This window comes from Paenibacillus sp. FSL K6-2393 (assembly GCF_038002545.1).
Lineage (GTDB): Bacteria > Bacillota > Bacilli > Paenibacillales > Paenibacillaceae > Paenibacillus.
In genome coordinates this window covers 397,050-409,420 of the sequence record NZ_JBBOCU010000002.1, presented here as the reverse complement: position 1 = coordinate 409,420, position 12,371 = coordinate 397,050, and the positions used below count along the sequence as shown (strand labels likewise).

Below are 12,371 nucleotides of genomic sequence, written 5' to 3'. Positions count from 1 at the left end.
TTGAACCAAGGTTACCGATATTAATTACACAGGAATGATCGATATAATCCGAAAAAGGAAGTGTCCTCTCATGCATGATGAACTGCCATCTGGCATTCAGGAGATGATCGACGGCCTGCGCCTGAACACATCCAGCGACTTCTGTGGACTTGCCTGTCTGAACGGGACGATGCTACGCTGGAAGTATACCTCCGGGGCTAGTAATGAACGGGTGAAACGCATGGAAATGCGCCCCGGACAAGATCTGGTGGGCACAGCCCTTCGGACTGGACGCACAGCCCGATCTGATGCACAATCCACCGGGGAGCATACACCCGGTCGTTGCCCGTTAATGCTTGCTGAGCGGTTGGTAAGTGCCATAGCGGTACCTGTGTTCCAGGAAGGAAGCGTGCCTGGCGCCGTGCTGCTCGTTGGCAGCAGACTGCCTTGCACCTTCTCATCGGACATGGTCCGGCAGACGGAGCAAGTCGCTCTACATCTTCAGCCGCACGTATATGGATAACGACATCTGTCTTTAATATGGAAGAAGTCTTGTTATTTCCTTAGGGGAGTACCAAGGCTTTTTTATTATCGTTATTCACAGCGGAGCAAGCCTTAGTCTGTTCACCTGTCTTCGCTCATCTGTATACATCGACGTCACTCACACAGATTGATATAATCGAGTCCATACATTCATATATTCATAGATAGTATATACAGCTAAGGAGGCTACAGATATGTTTGTACTGACAAATGCCAGTGTTATTCCATGGGAATCCACACAGCACAACAGTACCATTTCCATAAAAACGCCTTCATTGGTTACCTGCACAGCGACGGTGGACTATAGATATGGTAATGAGCACGGTGTTTTACATAAAGGGCAGTTACTTTTTCTACATTCCCAGTGCTCCCTGGAGCTTATCCATATCCCGCCTTCTGCCTTCACCTTGTATCATATCGGTTTTCAGGATTACGCATTAACGGAAGAGAGTCCTGACAAGCGTGTTTATCAGCTTACATCAGTGAACTTGCCCTCACATGGTTCGAAGACCGGAGCAAGTCCACAGGTTCTGCGAATGCTCGCAATCATCCAGGAGCTTTCCGAAACGAGGACAGGAAGTGCCCAGACCGAAGAAGCCAGATCCCATTATCTGCTGAGTGAATTGCTTGAATTATTCAAGCTGGCGATTAAACCTTCTACAGAGATGGTAGACAGTATAATTCGTGAAGCACTTCGCTATATTAACCATCACTATGACAGCCATCTCACCCGTGAAGAACTCGCCAGATTAACCGGGTTTAATGCGAGCTACTTCTCCAGGTTCTTTCAAAAACAGGTTGGACGCAGCTTCCAGGCTCACTTGACCCGAGTTCGTATGGACAAGACGAAGCAATATCTGTTGTCTACGCAGGCCACCTTGAATGAAATTGCTCTGCTTGTGGGGTACTCCGATGGTTTATATTTAAGTCGAAAATTTAAGCAGTTTACTGGGATTAGCCCAAGTGAATACCGACTACAGCCCCGTGCGAGACGAATTGCTACCGTACAGTACACAGGAGATCTGTTAGCCTTAGGCGTTCAACCCATTGCCGCCTCATTCCTACCCTGGGCGATGTCACCGCTGATCCAAGACGAGTTGCATGATGTGCTGGATTTGGATGAACATGGTGTGGAAGAAGTCCTCCGAACTGAACCACCTGATCTGATCATTGCGCCAGATTATCTATACTATTTGCCCCATAAGCTCGAACAACTGGAACAGATTGCTCCGGTTATGGTCCTGCCATGGGACCAGTTAAATCGACTGGAGACTGTTCAACTCATCGGACGAATTATAGGTCGAGAGCAGGCTGCCGAAGACTGGATAGAGCATTACACCGCACTGGTCAGCAGTGAAGCTGAACGACTTGGGGCTGCAATCGAGCCTGATGAAACCGTTGGGTTATATGAACTCTGGGAAGACGGCACGATCTGTATCTGGAATGTAACGGCCAGAGCAGCATACAACGTATATTACGGACTCAATCTTACACCTGCCCCCAATATCCTGCGTGACGTTCTGGAATCCCACAATCATCAGTTTATCCAGGAAGATCAATTGACGGATTATGCGGCAAACCATATGTTTCTCGTGCTTCCCTCACATGAAGGCGGTCTGTATCATGATGCACAAGTCAAACTCAGGGAACGACCATACTGGAACAAGATTATGAATAACGGAAATAGCCGGATATATCCGCTCAAGCTGGAACAATTCTGGTGTAATGATGCGCTGGCTCTGGAAAAGCAGCTTCAGCTTATGGTAGATATCCTGATTCGGGAGAATGGTGAAAAGAACAGGTAACCATTGTCCATGCTCAAGAGGTCACATTTTGAGATGGACGATACTTGTATCCAAAAGCTACGATACTAAGGAGGTTTTATTGAGAAAGATAATCATTATTGATTGGGGAGAGGCAGAATGACAGGGGTTAAATCAAAATGGTGGACTGGGCTTATGTTCCTGGTACTGGTGATTGGAATTATTGGCTGCTCAAGCCAAGCGGATGAAACAAGAGAAAATAAACCTTCCTCACCTGTTTCTACAGAAGAACAAACGACAGACAGCGCCGCAGAAACGCAGATCATATCCACCGTCAATGGAGACGTTGAAATACCCACGAACCCGCAGCGGATTGTGACGCAGGGTTACCTCGCTGATTTTCTCGCACTTGGGGTCAAGCCAGTAGGCGCACCGGATTATGAGCTGGAAAGCCCTTATGTGCTTGATCTGATTGAAGGCGTAGCAGACATTGGTCGTATCGACGGCGGTTCAGTCGAAAAAATTCTTTCGCTTGAGCCCGACCTGATCGTCACTGTAGGTGGGGATGAGAAGCTGAATGAGCAATATCGCAAAATCGCACCAACCCTCATCATCCCTTATGGTACATACGACAATGTGCATGAGGAAATCACTGCCTTTGGGGAAATCCTAAACAAACAAAAGGAAGCTGCAGACTGGTTATCCCAATTCGAAGTAAAAGTGAAGTCAGCCAAGGACTCCATTCAAGGGCTGGTCAAGGAAGGTACGACCTTCTCCAACTTCAGTCTCTTTGGTGAGGATTGGTACATCAACGGAGATGGTGTCAACCGCGGTGGACAAGCCATCTACCAACAGCTCGGACTGAAAGCACCAGACATTGTGCAAAAGGAACTGATTGATCAGGATAAAGATACTGTAACTGTATCCGAGGAGAAACTGGCGGATTATGCAGGTGATTATATTTTCCTCGATTTATCCAATGGAGGTTCGCTGGATGAAAGTTCACCAGTCTGGTCATCCTTGGACGCTGTGAAGAACAATCGAGTGTTTAAGCTGGATGGGGAACGGTTCTGGCCTTATGATCCTCTTGCCGTGGAGGCACAGGTCCAGGAGATTGCCAATATGATTCAGGAACGTTTCGGCCAAACAGAACATTAAGGTTCAATGTTTCTATCCCACAAGCTGAGAGAAAGAAGCTATTCGGAGATTAAAGCTCTGAATGGCTTCTTTTTTTGTTATGATATAGATAGAACTAAGGAAGCGGACAGGGGGAAATCATGTGATTCAACTATTAGTTGTAGACGACCATGTTGTCGTGCGTTCCGGGCTGATCGCCTTACTTGAAGGAAAGAATGATATACATATCGTTGGAGATGCCGCAGATGGCGATGAAGCCATTGCCAAGGCTCAAGAGTTGAAACCAGATGTGGTCTTGATGGATTTCAGCATGCCACCAGGCAAAGACGGTCTGACCGCTACTGCTGAATTGAAGAAATTGATGCCAGATGTCTCCATTCTGATACTAACCATGCATGACGATGAAGAATATCTGTTCCGTGCCATCCATGCAGGAGCATCCGGATATATACTCAAAAGTGCGCCGCATGAAGAATTGCTTGCTGCGATTCGTTCCGTAGCAGAGGGTAGCGCCTATCTGTACCCCAGTGCGACCAAACGGCTGATGAGTGAATACCTGGACAAAGCCAAACAGGAAAACGCCGGACCGTATGACACGTTATCCGAGCGGGAGAAAGAGATTTTGTCCTGGATTGCCAAAGGTTACGCCAACAAGGAAATCGCCGAACATCTGATCATCAGTGTCAAAACGGTCGAATCCCACAAAAGCAATCTGATGGAGAAACTTGGCCTGCGTACACGACCGGAACTGGTGAAGTTCGCCATGAAAAAGGGGTTGCTGAACTTTGAGTAGTGCACGCAAGAACAGACTAAGTGGACTCGCAGACCAGCCCGTACGCCTCCTGCTGAACGAAATCGATAATCACATTACGGATAATGAATTTCGCAGCAGGTTAAAGGGTTCCCTGCATCAACTGAGTGATTTGAAATTTGCTCTGGATGAGTCCTCCATTGTTGCCCTCACGGACCGCAAAGGGAAAATCCAATATGTGAATGATAAATTCTGTGAAATCTCACAGTATGAGCGCGAGGAACTGATCGGTAAAGATCATCGAATCATTAATTCCGGATACCATGGCAAAAGCTTTATGAAAAACCTGTGGGACACGATATCCTCAGGTAAGGTATGGAACGGGGAAATTCGCAATCGTGCCAGAGATGGCAGTCATTATTGGGTCAACACCACCATCGTGCCTTTCCTTGATAACGACGGCGAGCCATATCAATACCTGGCTGTACGTAGTGAGGTCACCAAGCTGAAATCCGTTGAAGCCGAATTGCAGAAGATGATGTCCCAGGTCATGAATATTCAGGAAGAGGAACGACGCCGGATCTCGCGTGAACTGCATGACGGGATTGGACAGAGTCTCTTCTCTCTGGTGATTCAGATGGACCGACTGCTGGCCGACCAGCCTCAACCCGGGGTTGAAGCACTTCGTAAGCAGGTCACGGGTATTATGGAAGATGTACGTGGTATGGCATGGGAGCTGAGACCGTCCGTTCTGGATGACCTGGGTGTTGTTCCGGCGATTCGTACGTATATCGAGAATTACACCCGTCACTACGGGATCGAAGTTGATCTGGAATGTAATTTGCGCAAACGACTGGAGATGAACCGGGAGATAGCCATCTACCGAATTATTCAGGAAGCCTTAACGAATGTCGCGAAGTATGCCGATGTTGCCGAGGCACGTGTTACTATAGAAGACGCTGAGGACATGACGATGGTTATTATTGAAGACCAGGGTGCCGGATTCAGCGAAGCAACTGCTGGCAATGGTGTTGGATTGTTCAGTATGGAAGAGCGTGCCCGTGGTGCAGGAGGAACGTTAAGAGTGTCTTCCGAGCCTGGCGAAGGGACTACCGTTACCCTTTTACTGCCCAAGACAGCCCAAGCATAACCGAATTTCTTCGTATTATGCTCTTCGCTTCACTCCAGCTATTTATTAACCGGCTGCTCGCTATTGGACTGTGCGAGTGGCTTTTTTCTTTCCGATTAGTCGAAATGACAAAATGAAGGCTCAAAATCGGTTAAATTCAATAATTATGATAAATAGATTGACTCCTGTTACGATTCGTCATTAAACTATGATTGCCACATACACATTGTATGTTCAGTAAAATTTCATTGTTCATTTCATATAGCGAGAGAAAAGGATGGTCAACATGTCAGAGAAACGCTCCTCCAAAGGAGGAGAAATTCCACAAATGTACAATCTCGACGAGATGGATCGCAAAATCATCGCCGCGCTTCACAAGAACAGCCGGATATCCTACACGGACCTGGGTACACAGATTGGGTTGTCGCGTGTAGCTGTTCAGGCGCGCATTAATGCGTTATCCGAAAAAGGAATCATCGAACGTTTCACCGTGGTGATCAACCCTGGCAAGGTTGGGCTTCAGGTCTCTGCCTTTTTTAATGTCGATGTCGAACCGCCCTTCCTGGATGAAGTCGCTGAGAAACTGGACGAAGAGCCAGCCGTCACCAGCCTTTATCATATGACAGGCCCGAGTACCCTGCACATGCACGGTATTTTTGCGGATATGGAAGAGATGGAGCAGTTCTTGCTGGAGAAGCTCTATAAGATGCCAGGTATCGTCAAAGTGGAATCACAGCTATTGTTGAAACGTTATAAAAGCCGGATGGGCATGAGACTCTAGGAGGAAATCAGCATGGGTTGGAAAGATTACAACGGTCTCGTCATCGGAATGGTACGAACCGGAATTCTCGGATATGGCGGTGGCCCTTCGGTTATTCCGTTAATTCGTTATGAAGCCGTTACGCGTTATAAATGGGTCAGTGATGAGGAGTTCGGCGAGATTTTGGCTATCGCCAACGCCTTGCCGGGTCCCATCGCGACCAAGATGGCCGCATATCTCGGTTATAAAACCAAAGGTGTACTGGGCGCGATTGTGTCCGTACTCGCTCATATTTTACCGACAAGTATCGCCATTATTGCTCTGCTCGGTTCCATGTACGCGCTGCGCGAGTCAAAAGTGGTAGCAGGCATGGTAGCCGCCGTGCGGCCGGTCATTTTTGTCATGCTGGGCATGATGGCTTATGAATTTGCCATGAAAGCCTGGAAGGGACTCGGCAAAGTTTTTGCCGCCCTTTTCGGCGTAATTGCCTTTGTACTGTTACAGCTGCTCGATATCCATCCGGGGATTGTAATCGCTGTTTTCCTTGGATATGGTGTCTTCCATCTGGAACTGGTCCAGCGTTTCAAATCCAAGGGCAAGTCCGATAAGGGGGTGTCCTAAGGATGCTCCAGACATGGTGGGAATTATTTTGGGGATTTTTCGTAGCCAACATATTGGGATATGGGGGCGGTCCAGCTTCCATTCCGCTTATGCAGGAAGAGATTGTGAACCATTATCAATGGATGACCACAGAGCAATTCGGGGATGTACTAGCGATTGGTAACGCTCTTCCCGGCCCGATTGCAACCAAAATTGCTGCATTTGTCGGGTATCACGTGGCAGGCTGGTTTGGGGCATTTATTGCAAGTTTTGCTACAATCGTACCTTCCGCAACCGCACTAATTATATTACTTCGTCTGTTGAACAAACATCGCACGTCACCGAAAGTCAAAGGCATGACCCTACTCGTGCAGCCTGTCATCGCTGTACTCATGATTCTGCTTACATGGGAATTCGGGCAGCTATCCACTGATTCCATCGGCATCTGGCAGACGTTGATCATTGCAGGTATCTCGCTCTGGGTCATGACCAAGACCAAGCTACATCCAGCCATTCTAATCGTTATCGCTTTTGCCTATGGTGCACTGGTACTGTCTCACACGATGGGCTGATCTCGGCGAATGGCTAGACTATTTTCATTTTCTAAGGAACTGAGGACGTCTTATTCGGTCTTAAGGTCCTCAGTTTATATTGTAAGGAACATCAGACACGTTATTTACCAAAATCACCTTACACAAGTACTATAAAAGACTGTAATTTCCGATATAACGTGTTACCAATTCATTAGATTTCTGCAAACGCTCCAGACCCCTGAATAAGACGTTTCAGATTCGTTAGCGCTTGAAGACATGCTCTAGTTTATAGACCAAAAACGGTGATACCAGCTATTAGCTGGCATCACCGTTTTTCTTTGCGCGTTTTACACTCACAGTTGAAAAATATCGTTTACTTTGCTTCAACCACTACCGTTACTTTGGTTTTCACACCTGCAAATGTCACCGTAATTGTTGCTTTACCTTTGCCGTTCGCCTGAATGATTCCATCTTTCACCGATGCTGTTGCAATACGGGAAGATTTCCAGAGAGCCGGTTTGGATACATTAGCTTCACTGCCATCAGCATACGTTGCAGTAGCCGCTACAGTTACCTTTTCACCAGGTTTCATGGTCAACGTTACTTTATCCGTCTGCAAATATTTCAGTGTATCCACATCTACAGCAATCGTGACAGACTTGCTGCCGTATTTGGCTGTGATTTTGGCTTTACCTGAACCTGTCGCTTTGACTTTACCTTTGGTCACTTGAGCTACTTTGTAGCTGTTCGTTTTCCATTCAGCTTTGTCCGTAACATCACGCTCGCTACCGTCGCTCAAGAAGGCAGTTACCGTCAGATCAGCTGTATCGCCTGATTTCAGGGAAAGAACCGGCTCGGAAGCTTCAATACGTGTGATGACATCCACTTCAACTTGGATCGTCACTTTTTTGGAACCGTATTCTGCTGTGATGTTGGCTTTACCACTGCTGTTACCTGTGATCACGCCTTTTTTCACATCCGCTACACGTGCATTGCTGGATTTCCAGGTTGCTTCGGATGTAACATCCAACGTGTTGCCGTCCTCATCCGTACCTGTTAGAAGGATCGTCTGAGTTTCTTTGGCAGACAGAACAACGAAGTTCACATCTGCTTCCAGTCCACTAGCCATACCTACTTCAACAGGCAGAGTCAGTGTTTTGCCTTCAATCTTCGCGGTAATGGTTACTTTACCTGTAGCAACACCTGTGATAACCCCTTTGCTATCTACCTCAGCGATTTTGTCGCTGCTGCTGCTCCAAGTTGCATCTTCAGATACATCTTTGGATGTTTCACCATACAACGCCAGTACTTTGGCAGAAGTCGTTCCACCAACGGCTACCGATGCTTTTTTCTTGTCCATCTCATACTTGTCTGCTACGTCTACATTCACTGTAAACTTAACTGTTTTACCGCCATAAGCTACAGTGATCGTAGCCGTACCGGATTTGTATGCAATCAGATCGCCGTTTGATACATATACAACGTCTGGATTGCTTGAAGTCCATGTTGCTTTGGAAGTTACATTTTCTGTACTGGCATCAATATATTCGGCATTGGCTACCAATGTCTTAGACTTGTTATCACCGGTAACACTCATGGCGAGCTTGTCATTCACATCTTTGATATCCAGATATCTTGCCGTATCTACATCCACAGCAATTTCTACTGTTTTGCCACTATAGGTTGCTTTGATCGTTGTTGAACCTGCGCTAATGGCTGTAATCTGCCCCTTGAATACCGTTGCAACTTTCTCGTTGCTGGATGTCCATGTTGCCTGATCGGTTACATTCACATCGCTGCTGTTTGGATAAGAAGCCGTTACAACGACATTAGCCGTTTTGGTTGTCTCGCTCAAACGGAAGAAAATACTTTGTTTCTCCACACTCAGTTTGCTGGTCAGATCTACATCCACGTCAACGGATACGGATTTCGTACCGTATTTAGCTGTGATCTTGGCAGAACCTGCCGAGTATCCTGTAATTTCGCCTTTAAGAACGTCTGCAACTTTCTCGTTGCTGGATGTCCACTCCGCCAGATCGGTTACATCTTTGGTTGTGCCATCTGGATACGTAGCCGTCACTTTCACACTTTCACTTTTGTTTAACAACAGGTTAACCTGCTGTTTATCTACATCTACACGTTTAACCACTTCAACGTTAACATCCACCGTCACGCTCTGGCTGCCAACTTTCGCAGTAATAACTGCCGTACCTGCGCTTTGTCCAGTTACTTTACCATTCACAACGGTAGCAACCTTCTCATCACTTGTAGACCATTCAGCGGTACTTGCTGCTGCATTATTTGTTTCATTGTCACTATACGTTGCTGTCAAAATAATTTCTTTTGTATCTCCCGTGCGCAAATCCAGACTTTGCACGTTTTTCGAAAGGGCTTTGACCTTCTTCGTTACTTTTACTTGAACGGTTTGACTTTGACCCTGGTAAGCTGCGGTAATCGTCGCTGTACCTTCCTTTTTGGCTGTAATTGCGCCATTATATACAGTTGCTATCGAAGCATCACTGGTACTCCAGGATGAACTGATCGTTACGTTTGCCGATGTATTATCAGAATATACACCTGTCACTGTAACGGAACTGGAATCACCAACTTCGAGCGACATTTCATTCTTGGAAACCACAATTTTGGACAGTTCTTTGTCTGCCGCAGCGGCCAAGCCTACGTTGGAAATACTCAGCATCAACACCAGCATCATCACCATGTACTTGGTCAATCTTGGCTTTAACATCATTTCCCCCCGATTATCATCATTTTTTTCCTTATGTTTTATGTCGGCAAGTCCTTTCCAGATGTTTAGACTTTCAGGAAATTTTCAGGGAATTCTATGGAAATTAATTTATCTTCTATTCCTGTTTCAACCGATCATACCTGCAAATATTGCGCATACCTATGTATATTGACTGTCTTGAACTTCTTTTAACAGGATTGGAGGAAACATAATGCGTCAGCCTTTTGATTACATCGGGTATTGGGAGGAAACATATCGTTCGGGTGAAACTTCTGGGAGGGGTTCATACGGGGTTTTGGCTGAATTTAAGGCCGAGGTCGTGAATGGACTGATTCAACGTGAAGGTATTCATCGTGTCATTGAGTTTGGATGTGGGGATGGCAACCAGTTGCAATACATGAATTATGAGGACTACCTGGGCGTGGATGTAGCGGCTTCTTCAGTAAAGCGTTGTGCTTCCCAATTTGCCAAGGATTCTTCCAAGAGCTTCATGCTGTATACACCAGGCCTATGGATTAACCGAGGTTTCCTGCAAGCCGATCTGACGGTCTGTCTGGATGTGTTATATCACATCACGGATGAAACAGATTTTCGCAATACCCTCTATGATATTCTGCACTCCTCAACAGCATGGGTGGTGCTTTACACCCGTTTGAAAGAAAACGGCAATCCGGGGATTGATACAATCCAGGACCGTAATCTGTTCGAATATCTCTTCGACTACCCTGATTTCAAAGTTCATGAGATTATTCCGCAGCGTTATCCAGATCAATCTTCTGCCGACTTTGTCATCCTGAGACGTACGCCTTCGAAGTGAAAATCGATTCTTTCAGTAGAGCATAGCTATGGCTGCACCCAACTGGACCCATAAGATTGAGATAACCATATGCCAGATATTCTTTTGTCTTCCTTCGAATATGTACACCATCCGCCTGTCCGCTCACCTTGATTTGTCTATTCAAAGCTCAAGCTTAGGTATACTCCGTCTCCAATAGAAGGGATATCGTTCCTGATACTGGAGACAGCCTTATGCGGACAGGTGATGATGGTTTGCTAATGATGCTACTGACAATTAAATACTGAATATATAACTGATTATTGGTTGAATCCAATGAAATAACTCGAAGGCTCATAACACGAATACGACCCTACTGATCAGTTCTCACCTTCAGTTCCTCTTGTGCATAGTTCTCAATTCTTTTTTTAAAATAACCCCGCATGTCCACGCAGCTTCGCCAGCGCTTCCATATAGAAATAATCGCCGTATATAATCGGCACATTCAACCCTCGCCCTTCCGGGTAATGCACCGTTCCCTGCATGATCAGACCTTCTTCCGCTGCCGAGTCGCCGGAGCTATAGTGCTCATGCAACCCACGGACGATACGTTCTCCCGCGGCAGCATAGGTTTCCCCGCGTGGCGATAGCTTCGCCAGCTCAAGCAACCCGCTCGCTGCAATCGCCGCAGCGGACGAGTCCCACGCCACCTGATGCTCCGCAGGTGCGCGGAAATCCCACACCGGCACGATCTCTTCGCCAAGCATGGCGAGGAAGAAATCGGCCGCACGCTCCGCTGTCTCCAGATATCGGGCTTCGCCCGTATACCGGAAAGACAGCGCAAACCCATGCAACGCCCAGGCGGTGCCCCGCGCCCAAGCGGAACCTGGAGCATGGCCCTGTCCGCCATGCTCTCGCAACTTCTGCCCCGTGTGTGGATCAAACTCCACCACGTGGCAGATGGACCCGTCAGCGCGGATGAATTCGCGCGCCACGGTGTCCGCATGTGCTTCCGCCAGCCAGCGGAAGCGAGGGTCGCCGCTCTGCTCGGATGCCCAGTAGAGCAGCGGCAGGTTCATCATGCTGTCAATGATGGCTACGCCGCGCGTATCCATTGCTGACGAGCTGAAGTTCCAGGCGCGGATGAACTCACCGCGCACGTGGAAGCGGGCAGCGAGCAGGTTGGCGGCAAGCATGCCGCGCCGCCGTCCATCCATGCTGCCCGTCTGGCGGTAGTTGGCTACGCCACTAAGCAGCCAGATGAACCCCAGATCGTGATCGACCGATTCGGGATCACGCAGACAACCCTCCAGTTGCCGCTCACAGCTTTCGGCAATGCGATGTAACGGAGCGACCGCTTCACTTTCCGGCGTATCCCCATAGACTAGCCATAACAATCCAGGCCAGAAACCTGCTGTCCACCATTCCGGATCATTCCGGTCATACGTCCCCTGCGGAGCAATGTGTGGAAAAGTATCCTTGATCCGCTTTGCATTCCGAATTGTCTTGGCAGCTCCCTGTTGCCACGCTTCCTCGAGCCATTTTACCGACGTTGATGTGTTCATGAACATATCCCTCCTCGATTCAATACCGGACACCGTTCTTGATGCTCCAGCTCATCCTCAACTTATCTATAGCGTCGTACGCCGTAACTA

Annotated in this window: 11 protein-coding genes; 9 read left to right on the top strand and 2 right to left on the bottom strand. The window is 47.5% G+C overall.

Annotated features, from left to right (window positions below; translation table 11 throughout):
• Window positions 1-70 precede the first annotated feature (70 nt).
• From MHI14_RS29035 to MHI14_RS29000, 8 genes are all read left to right on the top strand, one after another.
• Complete coding sequence (locus MHI14_RS29035; RefSeq protein WP_339311834.1) at window positions 71-502, top strand: GAF domain-containing protein; 432 nt, start codon at window positions 71-73, stop codon at window positions 500-502.
• A 214-nt stretch (window positions 503-716) separates the two neighbouring features.
• Window positions 717-2,327: an AraC family transcriptional regulator gene (locus MHI14_RS29030; protein ID WP_339311832.1), complete on the top strand. Its 1,611-nt coding sequence runs from the start codon at window positions 717-719 to the stop codon at window positions 2,325-2,327.
• Between the two features lie 117 nt (window positions 2,328-2,444).
• A complete protein-coding gene (locus MHI14_RS29025; RefSeq protein WP_341131876.1) occupies window positions 2,445-3,443 on the top strand; it encodes an ABC transporter substrate-binding protein in 999 nt (332 codons plus the stop codon).
• 121 nt (window positions 3,444-3,564) lie between these two features.
• Window positions 3,565-4,215: a response regulator gene (locus MHI14_RS29020; RefSeq protein ID WP_017691068.1), complete on the top strand. Its 651-nt coding sequence runs from the start codon at window positions 3,565-3,567 to the stop codon at window positions 4,213-4,215.
• The gene (locus tag MHI14_RS29015) at window positions 4,208-5,323 is read left to right on the top strand and encodes a PAS domain-containing sensor histidine kinase (protein ID WP_341131875.1); all 1,116 of its coding nucleotides are present in this window, start codon (window positions 4,208-4,210) and stop codon (window positions 5,321-5,323) included. The genes MHI14_RS29020 and MHI14_RS29015 overlap by 8 nt, the downstream gene beginning before the upstream one ends.
• 265 nt (window positions 5,324-5,588) lie before the next feature.
• Window positions 5,589-6,083 (top strand): Lrp/AsnC family transcriptional regulator, encoded by a 495-nt coding sequence (locus MHI14_RS29010; protein ID WP_062837151.1) that lies wholly within the window; start codon window positions 5,589-5,591, stop codon window positions 6,081-6,083.
• A gap of 12 nt (window positions 6,084-6,095) precedes the next feature.
• The gene (locus MHI14_RS29005) at window positions 6,096-6,683 is read left to right on the top strand and encodes a chromate transporter (protein WP_074093159.1); all 588 of its coding nucleotides are present in this window, start codon (window positions 6,096-6,098) and stop codon (window positions 6,681-6,683) included.
• A gap of 2 nt (window positions 6,684-6,685) precedes the next feature.
• Window positions 6,686-7,234 carry a chromate transporter gene (locus MHI14_RS29000; protein WP_341131874.1) on the top strand — a complete coding sequence of 183 codons (549 nt, stop codon included), beginning with the start codon at window positions 6,686-6,688 and terminating at the stop codon, window positions 7,232-7,234.
• Between the two features lie 334 nt (window positions 7,235-7,568).
• Here the strand turns inward: MHI14_RS29000 and MHI14_RS28995 are convergent, their stop codons facing one another.
• Window positions 7,569-9,941: an Ig-like domain-containing protein gene (locus MHI14_RS28995; protein ID WP_341131873.1), complete on the bottom strand. Its 2,373-nt coding sequence runs from the start codon at window positions 9,939-9,941 to the stop codon at window positions 7,569-7,571.
• Window positions 9,942-10,152: 211 nt separating this feature from the next.
• On the opposite strand from MHI14_RS28995, the gene MHI14_RS28990 reads away from it, so the two are divergent.
• A complete protein-coding gene (locus tag MHI14_RS28990; RefSeq protein ID WP_091019980.1) occupies window positions 10,153-10,758 on the top strand; it encodes a methyltransferase domain-containing protein in 606 nt (201 codons plus the stop codon).
• 386 nt (window positions 10,759-11,144) lie between these two features.
• Here MHI14_RS28990 and MHI14_RS28985 read toward each other — a convergent pair whose 3' ends face one another.
• Window positions 11,145-12,281, bottom strand: coding sequence for a glycoside hydrolase family 88 protein (locus tag MHI14_RS28985; RefSeq protein WP_341131872.1), 1,137 nt, complete (start codon window positions 12,279-12,281; stop codon window positions 11,145-11,147).
• Window positions 12,282-12,371: the final 90 nt, after the last annotated feature.